At 63.6% G+C, this 18,498-nt stretch carries 19 protein-coding genes; 4 read left to right on the forward strand and 15 right to left on the reverse strand.

What is annotated here, in order from left to right:
• Window positions 1-18: 18 nt before the first annotated feature.
• The 13 genes from Q7514_RS30265 to Q7514_RS30325 form a co-directional block, all read right to left on the reverse strand.
• Entirely contained in the window at window positions 19-1,629 is a 1,611-nt protein-coding gene (locus tag Q7514_RS30265) for a peptidoglycan DD-metalloendopeptidase family protein (RefSeq protein ID WP_330136952.1), read from the reverse strand.
• Window positions 1,629-1,826, reverse strand: a complete 198-nt coding sequence (locus Q7514_RS30270) for a hypothetical protein (RefSeq protein WP_330136953.1) — start codon at window positions 1,824-1,826, stop codon at window positions 1,629-1,631. Before Q7514_RS30270 ends, Q7514_RS30265 begins: the two co-directional genes overlap by 1 nt.
• A 95-nt stretch (window positions 1,827-1,921) precedes the next feature.
• Window positions 1,922-3,661, reverse strand: a complete 1,740-nt coding sequence (locus Q7514_RS30275) for an ATP/GTP-binding protein (RefSeq protein WP_330136954.1) — start codon at window positions 3,659-3,661, stop codon at window positions 1,922-1,924.
• A 37-nt stretch (window positions 3,662-3,698) separates the two neighbouring features.
• Window positions 3,699-5,192, reverse strand: a complete 1,494-nt coding sequence (locus Q7514_RS30280; RefSeq protein WP_330136955.1) for an SCO6880 family protein — start codon at window positions 5,190-5,192, stop codon at window positions 3,699-3,701.
• Complete coding sequence (locus Q7514_RS30285) at window positions 5,189-6,733, reverse strand: hypothetical protein (protein ID WP_330136956.1); 1,545 nt, start codon at window positions 6,731-6,733, stop codon at window positions 5,189-5,191. The genes Q7514_RS30280 and Q7514_RS30285 overlap by 4 nt, the downstream gene beginning before the upstream one ends.
• Window positions 6,721-7,458, reverse strand: coding sequence for a hypothetical protein (locus Q7514_RS30290; protein WP_330136957.1), 738 nt, complete (start codon window positions 7,456-7,458; stop codon window positions 6,721-6,723). Before Q7514_RS30290 ends, Q7514_RS30285 begins: the two co-directional genes overlap by 13 nt.
• A gap of 80 nt (window positions 7,459-7,538) precedes the next feature.
• Complete coding sequence (locus tag Q7514_RS30295) at window positions 7,539-8,171, reverse strand: hypothetical protein (protein WP_330136958.1); 633 nt, start codon at window positions 8,169-8,171, stop codon at window positions 7,539-7,541.
• A gap of 63 nt (window positions 8,172-8,234) precedes the next feature.
• A complete protein-coding gene (locus tag Q7514_RS30300) occupies window positions 8,235-8,432 on the reverse strand; it encodes a hypothetical protein (protein ID WP_330136959.1) in 198 nt (65 codons plus the stop codon).
• Between the two features lie 74 nt (window positions 8,433-8,506).
• The gene (locus Q7514_RS30305) at window positions 8,507-8,794 is read right to left on the reverse strand and encodes a hypothetical protein (RefSeq protein ID WP_330136960.1); all 288 of its coding nucleotides are present in this window, start codon (window positions 8,792-8,794) and stop codon (window positions 8,507-8,509) included.
• Window positions 8,795-8,865: 71 nt separating this feature from the next.
• Entirely contained in the window at window positions 8,866-9,522 is a 657-nt protein-coding gene (locus Q7514_RS30310; RefSeq protein ID WP_330136961.1) for a DUF6668 family protein, read from the reverse strand.
• 92 nt (window positions 9,523-9,614) lie between these two features.
• Complete coding sequence (locus tag Q7514_RS30315) at window positions 9,615-11,240, reverse strand: cutinase family protein (RefSeq protein ID WP_330136962.1); 1,626 nt, start codon at window positions 11,238-11,240, stop codon at window positions 9,615-9,617.
• 3 nt (window positions 11,241-11,243) lie between these two features.
• Window positions 11,244-12,110: a hypothetical protein gene (locus Q7514_RS30320; protein ID WP_330136963.1), complete on the reverse strand. Its 867-nt coding sequence runs from the start codon at window positions 12,108-12,110 to the stop codon at window positions 11,244-11,246.
• Window positions 12,111-12,138: 28 nt separating this feature from the next.
• Window positions 12,139-13,317, reverse strand: a complete 1,179-nt coding sequence (locus tag Q7514_RS30325; RefSeq protein WP_330136964.1) for a hypothetical protein — start codon at window positions 13,315-13,317, stop codon at window positions 12,139-12,141.
• A gap of 925 nt (window positions 13,318-14,242) precedes the next feature.
• Between Q7514_RS30325 and Q7514_RS30330 the strand changes: the two genes are divergently transcribed.
• Window positions 14,243-14,689: a helix-turn-helix transcriptional regulator gene (locus Q7514_RS30330; protein WP_330136985.1), complete on the forward strand. Its 447-nt coding sequence runs from the start codon at window positions 14,243-14,245 to the stop codon at window positions 14,687-14,689.
• Between the two features lie 197 nt (window positions 14,690-14,886).
• On the forward strand, window positions 14,887-15,321 hold the full coding sequence (locus tag Q7514_RS30335) for a helix-turn-helix domain-containing protein (protein WP_330136965.1): 435 nt from the start codon (window positions 14,887-14,889) through the stop codon (window positions 15,319-15,321).
• Here Q7514_RS30335 and Q7514_RS30340 read toward each other — a convergent pair whose 3' ends face one another.
• Together Q7514_RS30340 and Q7514_RS30345 are read right to left on the reverse strand one after the other, a co-directional pair.
• Window positions 15,322-16,509, reverse strand: a complete 1,188-nt coding sequence (locus tag Q7514_RS30340; RefSeq protein ID WP_330136966.1) for a DUF6545 domain-containing protein — start codon at window positions 16,507-16,509, stop codon at window positions 15,322-15,324.
• The gene (locus Q7514_RS30345; protein WP_330136967.1) at window positions 16,509-17,027 is read right to left on the reverse strand and encodes a hypothetical protein; all 519 of its coding nucleotides are present in this window, start codon (window positions 17,025-17,027) and stop codon (window positions 16,509-16,511) included. The genes Q7514_RS30340 and Q7514_RS30345 overlap by 1 nt, the downstream gene beginning before the upstream one ends.
• A 184-nt stretch (window positions 17,028-17,211) precedes the next feature.
• On the opposite strand from Q7514_RS30345, the gene Q7514_RS30350 reads away from it, so the two are divergent.
• Both Q7514_RS30350 and Q7514_RS30355 read left to right on the forward strand, forming a co-directional pair.
• A complete protein-coding gene (locus tag Q7514_RS30350; protein ID WP_330136968.1) occupies window positions 17,212-17,847 on the forward strand; it encodes a class I SAM-dependent methyltransferase in 636 nt (211 codons plus the stop codon).
• A gap of 95 nt (window positions 17,848-17,942) precedes the next feature.
• Entirely contained in the window at window positions 17,943-18,164 is a 222-nt protein-coding gene (locus Q7514_RS30355; protein ID WP_330136969.1) for a hypothetical protein, read from the forward strand.
• The last annotated feature ends 334 nt before the right edge of the window (window positions 18,165-18,498 follow it).

Here is an 18,498-nt window from a genome sequence, read left to right on the forward strand (position 1 = left end):
GGATGGCTCTTTCGCTCGTCAGGTCGCTTCGTACAGCCGCGCACTGCTGCGGATGCTGGGGACATAGGCCTGCGTTTCGGGGTACGGCGGGATGCCACCGAATTGCTCGACCGCGGCGGGTCCGGCGTTGTACCCAGCGAGCATCAGGTCGATCGGGTCGCCGGTGACCTGGCCCGAGGCGAGCTTCGGCCGCAGGTAGTCGGCGATGTAGCAGTCGTAGCGGCCCTGTGCCATCACGGCATCGGCGATGTCGTTCGGGTCGCCAGCACCTGCGGGGCCGGCGATCTCGCCGTTCTCGTCGACCGGGTGCCCGAAAGCTGCCCAGGTATCCGGCATGAATTGGGTGTACCCGTTGGCCCCGGCCGGCGAGACACGGTTCGGCTGGAACCCGGACTCCTGCTGGATCTGCGCGGCGAGCAGGCTCGGCGAGATCTCCGCACACTGCGTCGCCGAGATCGTCAACCATTTCTCGAACTCCGGCGGGACCGCGCCTTCGGCAAGGTCTCCGCCGGAATCTCCGACCGGACCCGACAATGTGCAATCGTCGGACGCGTCGGGTGGGGATGCGATTTCGCCGTTCGGAAGTCCCCCGTACAGTTGCCCCGGCTTCGGCGTACCGCCGCCGACGGTGGTCACGTGCACGTGGTCGAAGTGATTCTGTGTCGCACTACCGCGGTCGTCCATGATGCTCGGGGTGCCCTGCGACGGAATGTATTCCTGTCGCCAGATCATGTACTCGATGTTGAAGTAGGCCCGGTTCGTCCAGAGGTAGTCTCGGATCGCGTTGCCGAGCTCCTTGCCCTCGCTGGTCGTGTAGTTCGGGATCATGATGTCCGCGGCCCGGCCTGACGGATGATCCGGATATGGATCCTGTTCCCTCCATCCGCCGATCGTCTCGACCTGCGGGAACTTCGCGTGCACCGCCCGCGCTACCCGGACCGTGTCGATCTGAAAGTGTGCTTCCGATCCGACTGATGCTGGCAGCGCCGCCAGCTCGGCGCCAGCAGATGGTGGTGGGGTCGGCGCGGGCGTCGTCGGTTCCGACCCGGCAGTGCCAGGCTCGACGGCCCTCTCGTACCACGGCGTCGGGTCGACGTCATTGCCGCCAGAGAGCCTGCCGCCCTCCCACATCTCGAAATGCAGGTGGGTACCGGCCGGGCCGGGGGGCGAGACGACACCGTTAAAGCCCTGGTTGGCGATGTGCTGGCCCGCTTTGACCTGATCACCTGCCGAGACAAGTAGTCCGTCATCGTTCATGTGTCCGTAGACGGTCGAGTACAGCTGGCCGTTGAGCTGATGGTCGATAACGATCCACTGCCCGAATCCGGTGGCCGGGCCAGCAGCGACGACCACACCATCGGCGAGTGCGTAGATCGGGGTGCCGGGTGGTCCGGCCAGATCCATGCCTTCATGGTCAGGCCGATTCGACGTACGCCAGCTCGAGGTGAGTTGGCCGTCGCCGGTCTTCATCGGTTTTGCCAGCTGCCCAGCCGGGACGCCCTCGACCACCACTGACCCACTCTGGCGAGGCGTGCAGTCAGTGGACTCGGTGTCGCTCATCGTCGTCAGGAACACCGTCAGCAGCGTCAGCATGACAAAGACCGCTGCGGCGAGGGCAGCCGGCTTCACTAGTTCTCCACCGCCCAGCGGGTGTCGAGCCGCTCCATCAGCTCACGGTTCGCCGCCCGCAGTCGTGCGTTCTCCTCTTCGAGGACCCGGATATGACCGGGAATCTCTTCGCTGGTGAGCGCGCGAATCTGGCCATGCTCGGCCTGGACCCAGCGCAGCACCGTGTTCACGTGCGCGCCAATGTCCCCGGCGATCACCGTGCAGCATTCAAGTCGGGACCGATACCGCGTACGTGTCTCGGCATAGGTCTCGAGTGCCCATCTTCGAGTCGAATCGGAGTAGCTGGACCCGCTCATACAATGCCCCTCTCGATCATCAGTTCCTCGAAGCGCACGTTCGTGTTGTGAAGCTGGTACTCGCGCTCGACGTCGGTGAGCACCGTCTGAATCGGCACACCGGGGGTGTTGTCCTTCGACACTTTGAGCATGAACTTTCCGGTGCCGTAGTACTGCTGCCGACGTCCTCTTTTGCTGCGTCGCAACGGGATACCCCGCGACCACGAGGTGATCTGGCGGGCTTCGGCTTCACTGAACGGCAGTACATCGGCGAGTCGCTCGAGTTCACCCTGCGGTAGTCCCCCGGCGATGACCATGCCGGAGCGTTCGATGAAGCCCTTGGCGATCTTCACGTCGACCTCGGACGGCAGAGATTCGAGGTCACGTCCGGTGTGGGTGATCTGCAACAAGCCCGTGCCGTCGGTGCGATTGAGGCGGGTCAACTCGTCGACACGCTGGACCATCCCCGCGCCTTGCGCACCGAGCACCTGCCACAACTCGTCGAGGATGGCCAGGAAGTAGCGCTGCGGGCCGAGTTCGCAGTCCGCCAGCAGATGCGCTGCCTCCATCGTGCCGAATGCGTCGGACCAGCACGCCAGCATGACCGCAGCCTTGAGATGCTGATCGGAACGCTCGAGACCCGAGACGTCGATGCAGATCGCCGACTTCGACAGATCCAGGCTCTCGGTGGTGTGATGGGCGAAGATCTGCCCCAGCGCGCCGTCGAGCAAAGCCACCAGGGACTGCGCGAGCCGCCGAACCGTTCGCTCGTACTCCTCCTGGCCCTTCGCCCATACTGCGCGGTGCATCCCCTCCGAACCGGCAGCGATCTTGTCGAGGAGATCCTTGAGCAGCGGCGGGCGCGCGAACGAGAACTGCCCGTCCTCACGCAGCTCGCGCAGCGCAACAGAGATCGCCGAGACTTCATAGTCCTCGAGCTGCGCCTTGCGATTCAGTTCGAGCAACGCCACCGTCATCGTGACCTGGCGCGAGTGGATCATCGCCTCGGTCTTGGCGATCTCCTCAACCTTGCCGATCGCCTCCAGCTTCGCCCGGTTGCGTACCAGCACAGACAGAGAGTCACCAAGCGCGCCGGCCGCCAGCGGGTTGATGTGGCCGTAGCCGTGGCCGAGCTTGATGACCTGGCCGCCGAGAAGTTGTGTGATCAGAACGTATTCGCCTTTGATATCGGCGGCAACGATCGGAATCTGGTTGTAGGCGACCGCACCGGTCAGCGCCTTGCGGATCAGCGTCGACTTGCCCAGTCCTGGCAGCGACAACACAAACGCCGACGGATTCGAGATCAGTCCTTCGGCAAACCAGGACAACACATCCCAGCACGCTGCCTCCCCGGTCTCGGCGTGCACACCGACCGGGACACCGATCTGCGGTGACGCTGCACCGATCACCCACGGGTTGAACCCGCACGCGTGCATCGTCGTCGACTGGTACTCGAGGAGCGGCATCACGCTCGTCATCGCACCGCCGCCGCGGCCCTTGTATCCCTTGACCGCGAGCTTGAGCGGTGCCGGCCAGCCGAACCGCACGCCCGGGCCACCACTGCCGGACGAACCACGCTCGGCCGATTCGACCTGGCCATGCCGCTTGCGCCACGCATTCAACGCCCATCGCGTTCGCGAGAACACACCGGGCTCGCTTGCCTCGCCGGCCTCGATCTCCGCAGCGAGCTGCGCCAGCGCTACCTCGGTGTCCGGATCGATCACCGACCCACGTATCCCGCCCATCATTGGCTCCATTCCGTCAGTACAGTTCTCTGGGTGGTTCTCATCGCGGTCAGTTCTTGCCGAGCGACGACACGGTCGAGTGGTCAGCGAGGTTGATGCCGATCCCGAGGGCCGCGGCGAACGCTGCGTCCTGGAATCCATAGCAGCGGCGCACATTCAGTGACGCGCGGGCGGTGAGTGCGTCGTGGATCGACGCGGCAGTCGGCAGTGCCTCCATGCTGTCGACGGTCACCGTCATCAGCGCCGAGTAGCGCACAAGGCCGGCGCCGCGCACCTGCTCGTTCCGCGCCTGCTCGCTGGCTTCCACACGCAGTTCGTCCTGCGCGCTTTTGACGCCCTTCTTCTGATTGAGCGCATTGAGCGCGTCCTTGTATTCGCGGTTCACGCTTCGTGCTGCGTCACCAGCGGAGAACGGGCGGTAGAAAACGGTCAGACGCTTGCGGGTCAGCTCGTCGTGAGGGCGTAGCAACGGCTTGAGGATCGTGTCCGGGAACACCGAATCCGGCGGGGCCTGCATCTCCCACACCACGGACACCGCGCCCGCATGTCGGAAGTGATTCCACTCGGTACGTGTCGCAGCACCAGCGTTCTCCCACGCAATGCCGTGCGATTCACCCGCGATGTCGAGCTCCTCGAGCAGCGGCTCGGACGACGGATCATAGCTGCGGTGCACAAACGCTGTGATTTCCTCTGCCGTCATCGGCACTGCCTCGACACCTGCACCGGCGAGGTCCTCGTACAGTGCCGGCAGTCGACGCGCCAGGTCAGTGGCCATCTCTTCTGGCTCGGTACGATGTTCCTTCGTCTTCGCCTTGAACGTGATCGCCATCCGCGCCATGGTCTGCTGCTTGCCAGCTGGGAACTGAATCGCGGACTGCCGCATCATCGCCGACGCCAACTCGCTCGGCGAATTCGAGATATCCTGCTCGACCTCGAGCGCCAACCGGTGACCTGTTGCGGGAATCTCCTCGACCGTCACCGCTGCGAGAACGACGTCGCCCGGCAGACCAATACCAGCGAGGTAGGCACCCCAATCGGCGGTCATCAGGTCCCGCTGCGCCTGCGTGACGGCCTCGTCACCGCCGGGGTAGCAGTCCAGCACAATCGTGTACTGGTCACCGCGGCGACGGTGAATGATGCCGAAGTCGTTGCCCAAGTAGTCACGACCCATATGCATCGTCGTCTGATTCAGGATGCCGGGCAGCTTGTACATCCCGTCCGGGACACGACCATGTGGACCGGGCCGGTAGACAGTCGAACCATTGAGCTTGCGGCTCCACCAACGCATTGTGTGTTCAGTCCTCTCGTAGAAGGAACGCCCGCCAGGGGCAATGACCATCGGAAGAAGGACGAGGACGGTGCCGACGATGATGGTCAGGCCCAGCCACCCGTTCTGCTTCCACATCCACACGACGACACCGAGGAGCAGCCCGACGATGCCGTAGACGCTCGCCTTCAGTGACATACCGAAGAAGCCGACTCGCTTCGGGCGCTGTCCCGGACGATGCAGTCGAATCTCCAGGTCGGCGGCAGGTGCAGTCACCGATTGATCCTTCCGTGGTAGTTCCCGACAGAGCCTTCGGCCATGTTCGAAGCTGTGCGTACACCCGTACCCGCGACCTGGAGAGCCTTGGCGGCCCCGCCAATGGCACCGCCGGCCAAGCCGGCAGCGCCGCTCATTGCTTTCCCGGTTGTCCGAGCTGCGGCCGACCCTCGGGATCCACCGCCGGTGTAAGACCCTCCGTAGCCCGCCCCGGATGCAGCCGACCCGCCCGTGCCGGATGCGCCTCCGCTTCCGCCCGCACCGGAGCCGGAAGTACCTCCGGCACCGCCAGCGCCGGATACGCCGTGACTGCTACCGCCACGCGATGCGATTGATCCGGCCATAGCGCCGGTGGCGCCAGCCATAGACGCCATCTGCTCGCCACTGCCGGAGATCGACTCAGCGGCAGGTGCGACGATCCGAATGATCTGAGGCAGGGCCAGGCCCGCGACTGCTAGGAGGACGGCACCGACGATCGCTGACGCAGCATCGTCGCTGGACGACGCCCAGAACGCGAACGCGTAGATCAGTGATGCCACCGGCTTGAACAGCAAGGCGCCGGCGGTGAAGGTCATGATGCTTGACCAGGTCATCTGGCCATGTTTGGTTACGGAGATTGCTGCCGCGATCGGGGCGAGCGCGACCGCGAGAGTCAAGATCGCTTCTCTCACGATCAACGCGATGAGCTGGATGACCGAACCGAGCAACGAGAGACCCGCGAACAGGAGCGACACCACTGGTCCGAGACCAGTCTCTTCGTCGATCCACGCGATCCCGCTGATGGAGGCATTCGAGTCACCGGTGGCCTGCTCGATGACGAACGCAGAGAACACGTCGCCGGCGGCGTGGAGAGTCAGGACCAGCAACGGAAGTAGAGTCACCGCGAAGATCGTTCGAGTGATCATCTTCGCAGACTCTTCTGCGCCATCGAGGACAGCTTGCTTTCGAGCGAGGGCAAGTCGGATCCCAGCGAAGACGATGCCGAATCCCAGGAACGCAAGCTGCAATTCCCACGTCAGGTTGCGGATCCCGTCCATACCTGCGGACCCGGACAGACCCGGAATCGGCACGGACATCCAGAACGTCATCACTGTCGCGAACGCCGACACATTGCCTTCCATCACGGCCTTCGCGAGATCACCGACCGGGTCGCCCCAGAAAGCAGAAGCAGCATTGTCTACGGCTGCACTCGCTGCGTCACCAGGATGGTTCCAAGTCTCCGTCGATGCACAGTTCAGCTCGTCGCTGAGCAAACCCAGCAACGGGCTATCTGGAGCGCCGAAGAACTCGTCCCAGAGGTTGCCTTCACCGGAATCGGCGAGCTTCTCCCAGGCTCCCTTGTCCTGGTTTTCCTCCACACATTGCGCATACGCCCTCTGGAAGTCATTCTGATCGCCGCCAGCTTCCGGCAAATTCAGGGACGGGGACGGATTCATCGGAGGAGCCGGTGGACGGTCCTGCGCCATCGCGGTACTGGCGCCGAGACCGAGCAGCGCGAATATCGCCAAACTCAGGACGACGATGCGTTTCAGAATGCCCATTGTGTCCACCCCGCCAGCGAATCGACCTTGGACGCGGACGCGGCGCCCTTGAGCAACTGCATCTTCCAATCGCCGTCAGACCACGCCATGTTGAAGCGGAAGGTCACCCACCGTGGCTCGGTGAATCGGCCAGTCTCGTCGCCGAAGATTCGTGTTGCGAACTCTGTGACGACGAAGTCGTTGTCACAGCTGAGAATGCGGAATGCCTCGGCGGCGGGAACTTTGCGGCGATCTTCAGCGGACCAGTCCGAGTTCGCGATGCCCTTGTCCTCGACAGATTGCAACGTCGCAGGGTCAGTGATGCCTTGGTTCTTAATCACGGTCAGAGCAACGTCCCCGCCAAGGTTCGCCCGCTGCCAGATGTTGTAGGCAGCCAACGCAGCACCCTGCGGAGTTCTCGAGTACCCCTCGGCAAGCACACCGTCTACGTGGCTCGGACCATCTGATGTCGAGAAGAGATTCGGTGTGCCGAACGTGTGCTGGATCATCATCCCGGCCGGCGAGACAAGATTGTCGATATCGTCACATCCCGCACGAGGGCCGGGGGCCTGCTGCGGCAGTGCTTGACCAGCATGGTTATTCGGGATCATGACCTTTCGTCCGAGCAGGTCGGAAGACGGAGGCCCAAACCCCATGCTCCCGTTGTTCTCCAACGACTCCACAGGCGCCGGAGTCGCAGGTGCAGCCTGCTCGACCGCAGCATCGTCACCGGGCGAGGTCGCCACGAACACCGCAGCGACCAGGACGATCAGTGCGATCAGTGTGCTGACTGCTCCGACAATGCTCCAGATCTTCGCTTTCCGGCTCATGCAGTCGCCTCCAGTCGCGTGTATCCGTCGAGGGTTTCGAGCTGGTGGGCATCGACGTTCTCGGCGGCGGTGGGCAGAACCAGACGCCAATCGCCGATCCACTGGAGCGCCACCGGGTACGCGAACAGGTCCTGGCCGAGCTGTTGAACGACCTCGACGACGGCGGTGCCGGCGTCAGCGTCGTAGGCGGGCACCTTGAACGCGACGAACTCCGATGCCGTGTCTGCGGGGACGTCACCAGTGATCGACACCAGTGCCCGGCTGGCTGCGAACTCGTCGCGGCCTGCACCGGGAGCGGTCACCACGGCCACGACCTTCCCCCACCGGTGGTCCGGTTCGAGCGCGAGGTACGCCTGCCCACGGATCGCTGCGAGGACCGCGCCCTGGGGGGACTTCTCGTAGCCATGCGCCACGATGTCGAACAGGTTGGGACCGGACGTCAGGGAACGAGGGATCTGCACACCACGGTAGGAATCCCACCGGAGATCGGCAGGGGCAGCCGTAGTGTCGATGCTGCTGACAGTGGCGGAATCCGGTGCGTCACTGGAGCTGCCGCATCCGGTGATGAGGACGACCGCCGCACCCACTGCAACGATGGATGCCGCGACCCTGCGGCGGAAAGTGGACATGAGCGAAACCCTTCGGTGGTGAACGGACAGCTGGTCAGGTGGCCGGAGGCGTCGATATTGGCTCTACGGCAGAATTGCGTTGGTCAGACCCGATGTGGATCCGATGACCGCAGCAGCGATCATGATTCGAAGCAGGGTGGTGTCTTCGATGATCTGGGTGCCGGTGGATTTGCGCTGGTTGACCAGCATCGCGCAGCAGGTCAAGAACGCGACCGCGCACACGAACGCACCGAACCACAGCGCCCATCCGAGAACGGTCATGAGCGAGTTCCACACCTCTGCGGGCAGACGCACCTGCTCAGTCGGCGGTCCAGTCGCGATCTTGACCGGCAGCATCAGAACGCCAATACGTTGATGATCGAGACTGCGGCTGCGGACAGGCCCGCTCCGATCATCGCCCCCATGAGCTTGCCTTGCGCGTCACCTCCGCCACCGCCGATGCGCTGGTAAGCGAGCATCGCCCCGGCGACCATGAACCCGATCGCGCAGGCGATCACTACAGCCCAGCGGATGAACCCGAAGATGGTGGACATACGCTCGCCGAACTCCGGCGGCGCTGTCGGTGACGGGTTGGTGAGCTGGGCGAGGATGTCGAAAACGGGCAGTGATGCAGTGAACATCATGGTCCTTTCGTTGGGTGAGTATCGAGTCGATGAGCGGTTCGCGTGAGGACTGACGGACGGGTCGGTGGCGGTCACCGCGCAGCCGCAGCCGCGGCGAAAATCTCGGCGCCGACGGTGGCGATCTCCGGTGCCACCTGGTCCGGAGCTTCGGTGCGTCGCCATCGACGTCCCGGCAGCTCCGGTGTGACCGCGGTCGGATCCCAGATCGGCAGCTGCGCCGGATCGACGACTCGGTAGGCGTCCAAGTACGGGATCTGCCACATCCGGCCGCCGGCGGTGTGCACCGCGGTCGCGAGCAGGGAATGCTTGCGGCGCAACGTCGAGGGCAGCTTTCCCGGTGTATCGGCGACGGTGACCACACCGAGGAAGGCACACCCGCCGATGCGGTGTGCAGTCGCTTGTAGGACCAGATCATGTGCGGCAAGAAGTCCGGTGATGTGAGTACGTGCGACGATCACCGCCAGCGGATACCGGTCGGCAGCAGGCCACGTGCGAAGCGCATCTCCCGCCGGAGCCCATGCCCGAGCAAGGCTCGACGCCCCGGACCCACCGTGCGCGCCCACCATCCAGAAGGCCGGAGCGCGCCCAGAACCAGGAACGTGGAGTGGCGCATCGAGGACCGGCGCGAGACGGTCAGCGTTCGGCATCTTCAGTCCGTGCGGCATGGTGACGGTACCGCTGTCCGAGGTCGGCACGTGCTCGCCGTCTCCGCGCAATGGTGAAGCCATCTCAGCTGCCTTTCCTGATTGAGGTGGTGGTTGCACCACCACTACGGCTGGCGGGTGTGGGGCCGCACCGACGGTGCGGCCCCTGTGCGGTCTCACTCGCCCACAGGTGTGTCGGTCGGTGTGGTCGACGACGGAGCCGGCGAGGTCGAGGCGGTAGTGCTCGACACCGACGGCGCCGCGGCGAGGATCTCCGACGCCGACTGCGCGGCATTACCGGCCCCGGCCATCAGCGGCCCCGCCGGGTCGACCCGAGATGTGTGCGGTGCGGTGATGTCCTGACCCGTCAGATCCTCGACAAGGGCGATGACCCACTCGGTGGTGAACTGGGTCGCGGACTCACCCGACACACCAACCGGGAGGCTGCCGTACGAATGGTGCTGTGCTGCGGCCTGCCAGTACCGGGTGTCGAACGCCATCCGAGCCAGTCCCTGGTTGTCGACGATGCCCTGCTCGATCTCGTGGAACGCGAACTTCACTGCCTGATTTGCCGTCACCGGGGGGAAAAGTTGGACTGTGGCATCGAGTAGCCGTACGCCGAGTGCTGCTACGGCGGCTTGAGGCCCGGCCACACCCGCGGCCGCGATTTGCAAAATCGACTCCGGGGCGAGTACTTCCTTGGCCACCGTGACCGCCGCACCGATGCCCATTCCGGCGATCTTCGTCACGGCTTGAACCGCTTCGGTGACAATCTGATCCGGTGTGGTGGGCTGGCTGTAACGCGCCATCCGATTCAGCACCGTCTCGCGCGATTGAGTGATCTCGAACCGGCCCGCATCGTTGTCGAAGTCGAGGTTGTCGTTCACTACGGATGCACCTGTGAGCAGGACGGTCTGCCCCACCGCGGTTCCCACGCTGGTCAGAATCTCGATGGGGTCGCTGATGTCCAGCGACGACTGGCCCGCAATGTTCGCGACCATCCGTGCGATCGGAGCGTCCTCGGGGGTATCGCACGAAAGATCGCCGGCCGTGCAGAACGAGGCGACTCGACCGGCGACAGTGCCGAAACCGGATGCGGCGGTGTTCGGTGCAATCCCACCCCCCTCAGGTGTGTCGACCTTCGAGATATTCACCGCCGACGTCGACTCTCCGGATGTGCCGGGGGCCGGTTTCGGTGACGACTGCGACGGAGCACCGGGGAATACCGCAGACCCTGCCTCGCGGGTCGGATCGGAGAAAAGGGAAGCACCGGCGAGCTGGCTACTGGGGATCGGTCCCTGGCCATGTCCGATGTCACGCACGAGTGCCGACGCCACCTGCCCGCCCTGTGAGTAGCCCGAGATGAACACCTTCGAGTCGGGGCACTGATTGGCGATGGTCTCGAGGATGGTGCGGGCGTTGTCGATTCCCATCGACACCGATGTCGCGTACGGGTCTGCTGCGTGGTCGCCGGGTTTGCCGCCGAAACTCGCGGAGTAGGGCACATATGTGCGGTCGACTATCTTCTCGTCGTCCTTCGGTGTCGAACTCCCATTGACGGCCAGCCCCACCGGAACCGCGATCTGCGACAGGAACCCGCCATCGACATTCGGGTCCATTCCTGGAGCTGACTCCGTCGTGCCATTGACCAGCACCAGATGCAATGCCGGGCAACCGTCGACCGATCCCGATTCCTGCCCCGGTGTCGTCGTTGGTTGTGCCGCGGCCGTAGTGCCGGACACCAGCGCGATCACTGCCGCCGTCGACGTCACCGCCAGTGGGCCTCGAATCTTCACTTTCACTTGCTAGCCTCCCCGTTGTGTGATTGCGGTAATGAGTGCGCCATCCGGAGTGGTGACGGTTGTGATGGTTTGGAGGTAGTGCGTGGTCGTCGTATCTGGACGCTGCTCGAACAGATCGACGGCATACACCCCGTCAGCGACTCGCTTCGCGAGCACGCAATGCTCTGTCCCCACTGGGATCTCCTCTGAGATCCCCATATTGAGTGATTCGGCGTCCGCGACCCGAGCATCCGTAGCCACGACTGACCGGGCAGCCACGCCGTCGCGGGCGACGTAGTACGCCTCTTGGAATCGGGCGATCGCCGCCTCGCCGGGGTCAGCAGAATCGATCAATACCGGTGTCCCATCCGTGCGTCCCGCACACCAGGGCTGCTCCACGATCGGTGTCGGTTCCGCTGAGGTCGCCGGAGTCGGATTGATATCAGCGGTGATCGGCGTGGCCTCAGCGGCGATCGGAGCGATCTCGTCGGTCACAGACCCCGCGATAATGCTCACTGCCGCCGCACCAATCCCCACCACAATCACTGCGGACCCGGCGACAGCCAGGGCACCGCGATACCGGCGGAGCTTCGACTGTCCAGCCTGAGCAGCTCCGCCGGTATCGCGCTGACCGATCATCGGCGCAAGCTGCACGAGAGGCGAATTCTCCACCACAGCAACAGGTTCAACGACCTCGTCGATGTTCACCGCGGTCGGGTCGGTGGTTCCGACCGACCCGACCGCAGAGAACCAATCGCCGTCGTACCCTGCATCAGTGATGGCAGCAGGAACGACCGACAAGGTCGGCTCCCCCCCTGCCACAGCTTCGGATTCGGTCGAACGACTCTGTGACGTCGCCGCAAACCAGTCGTTGTCTTCGGTATTGCTCACGATGCGCTCCTGATGCAGGTGATTCGGACTAGGCCGGGAGCACGGCGGTCAGCGCCGCAGTTGCCTCGGCGAGCGAGTCACTGGCTTCGGTCCATGCAGAAACCTCGGACACAGCTGCCTCGAAACCAACAACCGCGTCTGCTCCTCCGGGCTGCGCCGCGACCACGGTCCGGACGTCCTGATACGCCTGGGTGTACTGCTGGGGAGCGTTGGTCGTCGTGGCCTGCTCGGCTGCGGACTCGCTTGCACTCGGTGCGGGCTCCTGTGCAGCGGCGATGTCGGTCGGTGCGTCGGGTTCGGTCTGGTCCGAAAGAACGTTTCCGGGCAGCTCGAACTCGATCGGTGCCTCCGGTTCCTCGCCCGCACCGAACACCGTGCCGATTCCCGCACCGACCAGGCCGCCGGTCACACCGCCGACCACTGCACCTGCTGTGCCGCCTATGACCGCGCCCCCGGCGGTGCCGACGACTCCGGAAGTGACCTGCGGCAGCGGCGGCGGCAGCGGCACCAGTGTGCCCAAAGCGGCGCCACCGATACCGCCGATGGTGCCACCGAGCAGTGCACCGCCAGTAGCGCCGACAGCGGCGCCACCCGCTGCGCCCAGCGCGCCCGTGCCGATGGCGGCCGCGGAGATCCGGGCGGCTTCGTCCTCATCGACCATCCCGGTGGCTTTCCACACTTCGCCGTAGCCGGCTTCGACGTCCGCAAGGGTCGCATTCAGCTGATCCCACTGCCGCTCCGGCAAAAGGTCGGTCTGGTCGGCGATGTACGTTCCGGCACGGAACTTCTTCTCCGGAGCCTCGATGACGGCAATTACGTCCGGCCCCGCTGTGTCCGGCACGGCCGGAGCCGATTCGGTCGTGGCCGGGCCGCTGTAGTCGGTGCTGTAGTCGCTGTAGTCGGTGTAGTCGGTGTAGTCGGTGCCGTAGTCGTAGTTGGGCACGGGCTTCGAAGGAGCATCGGGGTAGATCGGCGTGTATCCCGGAAGGTATTCACGCTGTGGCGCAGGCGCTGTTGTGCCCGGCTGCTCGTTGGTTCGGTCGGCCACGCCTGGTTGCGCTTCTTCCACAGCCACACCCGGCTGTGTCGGGGCAGCGGTGGCCACACCGGCACACGCGATACTCATTGCCACCGGAATCGACAGCGCTACGGTCGCTCGCTGACGGGACCTCCGGTGTCGACCGGACCGGTTCTTGGGCTGGGACATTCAAATCACCTTTCACCTGGATGAACGAAAACCTTTGTGTAACAACCACCACGACGCCCAAGAGGCAACCTGCATGGCGTAGGCGATGACGTCAGAGCGAGGACTGTGCGGATGCTCGGCGCTGGATTGGTAGGCAGACGCGCCTTGTCGCACCAGAAGGCCGGTCGCGAGCCTGTGGCTTCACTACCTGCTTAGATCGGTCCGCGCGATACGAGATCGAGGAGTGGCCGATTGGGCACGTGTGATAGCAGGGAAGGGGAGAATCGGCGCGCACGAACCCTGTACTCGTCCAGGGCGCCGAACTGCCATCAACTTGTTCGGGTGCGCAATCCGCGGTCGGCGCGAGCGTGGAGACGATGGCGGCGAGCGTCGCTTTTCGCAACGCGTGCTGTGCGGGTCTTCTTCGAAGACCGCTGGTCAAGGACTCTCATTAGGTCGCTCCCCTCAGTTCAACAACATGGGGTCCGCGTAAGCTGAGAGACCTGCGGGTTCGGCAGGTCCGCTCTCCGCAGACACAAGATGGGGCCCCAGGTACGGCGGGAGTCGCCAAACACCAATCCGTACCTGGGGCCTTTCCGGGGCAACCTCCGTCAAGATCCGGGCGGGAACCTGAACACGACCCTCGGGCAGAGGGCACGCTGCAAAAGAGGTTGCTGCTCATCGCCGCCGCGCATGTCGGGGCGCTGAGAATGAGTCGAGAGAGTTTGTCTCTCATTGCAACTGCGCTGGTAGCTGTGCTCGATAACGAAGGCGACGCGAAGATGTGTGCGCAATAGGCTACGTCCTTCATGTGCTCCACCTCCCCTTCCTCGCCGAAGCTACTATCATTCTAATCCGATAATCGATTCCGTTCAAGTGTTCCGTCACTTGGTGACGGCAATGATAGGGGTGCGGCAACATGGCAAACCATGTTCGGGTGCCAAGGATGAGTCGTCGCGTACTGCGCGGGTTCAGCGCTGATCGACTCGCTGACCTGCGAATTGAAGCTGGTCTGACGCGAGGTGAGCTTGCTCGACTGGCAGGGGTAAGCCTTGGTGCGGTTCAGTCGTGGGAAACCGGGCGCGCAATGCCACAGGTTGACAGCCTTGCGAAGGTCGCTGCCGTGTTGGACGTGCCGATCAATCGCCTTGTGCTCATCGAGCCTGGCAAGCGGCACCTCGGCGACCTGCGTGTCCTGGCCGGACTGACTCAGCCGCAACTCGCTGCGAGAATCTCGCTTTCCACGACCTCGCTCAGTTCTGTCGAGCTCGGCCAGACTGGGCTGACTGACGATGTGGCAGGCCGACTCGCGAAGGCTCTCAATCTTCCGGTGCGGACCGTTGTGGATGCATATGAGCGCACCCGGACGCGTCCGCCGAATACGCCGGCCTGACGTTTTTCTCCTGCCCTCCGTGCTGCCCCCCGTCGGGTAGGCGGTTCGTCTGATCTGCATGAGGCGAATCGTAAGCGAATTGCAGGGGTACTGCAAAGGGAACGAAGTTCTGGTTGAACCCTGCACGGTCCCTTCTATGAAGGGTGAGTACCCGGGATGATTCCCCTAAGATTCGCTCGCGCGGTAATGTGCTGGTCATGGATATGGCGGCCCTGAAGCGATTCGGCATGACCGTGCGTGGGCGGCGACTTGCGCTTGGCCTGACGCAGGATCAGGTCACTGCGGCCGGAGGTCCATCGGACAAACGTCAGACAAAGATCGAGAACGGGACGCCCCCGGCGCCGAGTATCACGACCCTCGCGAAGCTCGATAGGGCGCTCCGCTGGGAGCCGGGCAGTGCCGCGGCCGCACTGAACGGTGGTACTCCAACCCCTCTCGAAGGTCGGACACTCACCACAGAAGACGTCGAGCGCCGAGTCGCGCTGGCGCTCGCACTTGAGCGCGCTGGCGTCACCGATCTCGCTGCCCGAGGAGCCCCTCGCGAAGCGAATGGCATCCTCAACGATGAGGTCATCGATTCGCTGATAGACCTGCTGAACTCGCTACCCGCAGTGAATCGCGACGAAGGCTAACTACCGAGCCCCCACCGCGGGCGGCACATCATGGACGTTGACGATTTCCCGGACTCGGTCCCAGACGCCGACCAGCTCGTCGACGTCCACATCACGCGTGCCATAACGCGGTTCACCCGCGTTCTCGACCCCGCCGACACTCTCCAGATAGCGGGCAGCCAACAGTAGCTCGACGGCCAGGCACGCGGCTTCCTGGTCGTCTTCAGGAACCGTGGTCTCAATCAGCTCGTCCAGCTCATCAGGGAGCTGTTCCATAAACCTCGAGATAGTACCGATGGCGTCATGGATCTCCACGCGCCGACGATGATTCCTCTCCCGTGGTTTGGCGAACCATCGCCAATACCATGGCCGACGGTGGATCTTTTCCGGAGTCGCCACCACCACGAGGTCGCGCCATATCGGCTCCAACTTGCGTGTGTCGGCGGAAGTCTCATCCACGCGAATCAGGTGTGCCAGGGCCCTGAGGGTGGACGGGATCAGCATCACGAACGCCAACGCCATAAACGGCAGGATAAGTTCGCCACCAGCACGGATCTCGACCTCGTGGGTGAAGGTGTTGTTAATACCCATGGTCGCGAGGATCGCGCCGATGGCCAAGTACCCCAAGGTCCAGGCGCCGCCAACTGCGATCAAGAACATGATCCAGACCGCGCTTTTCTCGCGCCAGTCCGACGCGCGCTTGCGCAACGACAACACCTCACGCAGGCCATACAGGCAGGCAACGATCGGAACGAAGCAGTAGAGCGTGAAGTACGCCGCGTACTCCCATCCGAGAGCGTCCTGCAAGAGCATCCCCCTCGTCCTCGCGGGATAGCTCAAAAGGAGGAAGCTCACCCCGATCACGCAACCGCCAGCCGCCCAGCGGCGGTAGAGGCGTCGCGCTTCCCTGATCGTGCGTCCGTCGTCGCGGAAGAAGAAGAGGGAGAGGCAAACAACGCACGCCATCACAAAGGCGAAGTGCCAGATGTCGAAGATGACGAGTGTGCCGCCGGGCACGAACGGGGCGACCCGCGTCGCCACCGCCGGCTCGCGGAGCATCGCGGCGAGAGTGGCCCAGAATACGAAGTGATTGATCTGCTTATCAGCGTCAGTCTCTCGCACCAACGGCAGCCGAACGAGCGTAACGATGCACATCAGGGCCAGACTCGCGACAGTGAACTCGACCGGCAGCCTGTCGGCGTGCCACATCAGAACGCTCGTAACAGGCGATCACGTTTGCGAGCAGCAAGCGGTGTCGCGCGGGTCGCAATCATCGTCGCGAACATCTCGGCTTCGTATTCTTCGGGATCGTCGTAGTCGGTGAGGCCCCGGGCGGCGCGGAATTCACCGATGTCGAGCCCATGCTCCGCGAGGTCGATACCCGTCAAGAGAGTCGCCAGCTCGTCAGGGGTCAGTTTCGTGTCCGACCCGTGATTGCACAGGACATGCCAGCACTCGTGACCTATGGTGTTGCGGCGGATTGCAGGGTCGAAAGCAGGGCGGTGGAATACCACATCAGCGCTCTCGGTAGCGAACCAGACACCGCAGAGTCCGACCGCTGCTGTCGACGGCAGCGGCAGGAGCAGCATCGTCCGCTCGCGTGCGGCTTCGACAGCTCGCACGAAATCATCATCAGTCCAGTCGTCGGGCAGTGCTAACTGCTCAACAACCGACTCCATTCGCGCCTTGGCGGAACCCGCGCGTCTCAGCGCAATTCGAGCAATCATCTCTGGCGACTCTTCCTCTCATGGCGCCACCCCCCGAGCGGCGCCCCGCTAGAGCACTCTAGTGCGTGCTGCGGAAGTGTTACCGTGCGGCGTTTGCTGGCCAAAGTATCAAGATCATCAATGGAAAGGTTACGGACATATGGGATTCGAAGGGGTTAGCAAGGAAGAACGCGCAGGAGCGGCTGTGTACAGCAAGGCTTTTCTGACGATCTACGACCTGTACGTCCTCACGCTCAGCAACAAGTTCGCATGGCAATGCCCGCGCGAGGAAATGCTCGAGCACTACCAACGAAATGTCTCTGCGAACCACCTCGACATCGGACCGGGAAGCGGGTGGTATCTACGCGAGGCGCAGTGGCCGGCCGCTACCACGGTGGCGTTGATGGACCTCAACACCAACAGCCTGGACATGGCCGCCTCCAGACTCGCTGAGCGAGGTATCAGCACAACGCTGCACAGTGGCAGCATCCTCGCTCCGTTCGCAGCTGACATGGGCCAGTACAACTCGGTGGCAGCGAACTTCGTGATGCACTGCGTCCCCGGCGACTGGCCAGAGAAGGGCATCGCCTTCAATCACATCGCCAGCGTCCTGGCCGATGACGGCGTGTTCTTCGGCTCCACGATCCTGGCGCGAGGAGTTCAACAGAATCCGATCGCGAAGACCCTTACTCTTCTCTACAACGGCCCAATCAAGGCGTTCCACAACAGCTCGGACGATCTCGACGGACTGAAAGACGCGCTCTCCCAGGCTTTCGATGACGTAGACGTCCAGGTCACGGGCACAGTCGCGTTGTGGACCGCGCGGGCACCCCGTCGCTGATGGAAGGGACCGCAGGCAGAATAGATTGATATTTCTGCTTTCAGCATCGGCGTGTCGAGTAGGTGATTGGCATTCCGGCTATCACAATCATCGGCATGACTGCACGGTCACCACGACGCCCAGGGCGCCCGAGTAAGGGCCCCCGCATCATGATGCCGGTACGTCTGCATCCCCAGCTCAAGGAAGCCGTCACGGACGCTGCCAAGGCACATGGGATGGACGTCAACACTTACGTGTCTGCGCTTCTTGCTGCCGACACGGGTTTGACGCACCTCGTATCTCCGATCCAGCAGGAGGAACTACCTAACTCCGCGTAACGAAAACGCGCGAAGGTCGGCCCGTGGGCAGGGTCGACGACAACCCAATACGTAGGCAGCGCCACACCAGCACGGAGATATGGAAAAACCCCCGATCGGGCGGATCGGAGGCTTCTCCAAGTTGGTGAGAGTCGAGTTAGCCGCTCGATTCTCGGTGGTACTGCTTCTTCCCCGAAGGGACACTCTTGCGTGAGTGGTCTCAGGGTACCCCGGACCCTGAAGTAGTTTCAACGATTAACGACAGCCGTGTCTTCGACCAGCTCTTCGAGACTTGCACTCGTCGATGGTCACCACGGTCCCGCGTGCGGATCGATCCGAGCCGGACACATGATTA

Origin of the sequence: Rhodococcus artemisiae (assembly GCF_036327795.1) — a bacterium.
Classification (GTDB): domain Bacteria; phylum Actinomycetota; class Actinomycetes; order Mycobacteriales; family Mycobacteriaceae; genus Rhodococcus; species Rhodococcus artemisiae.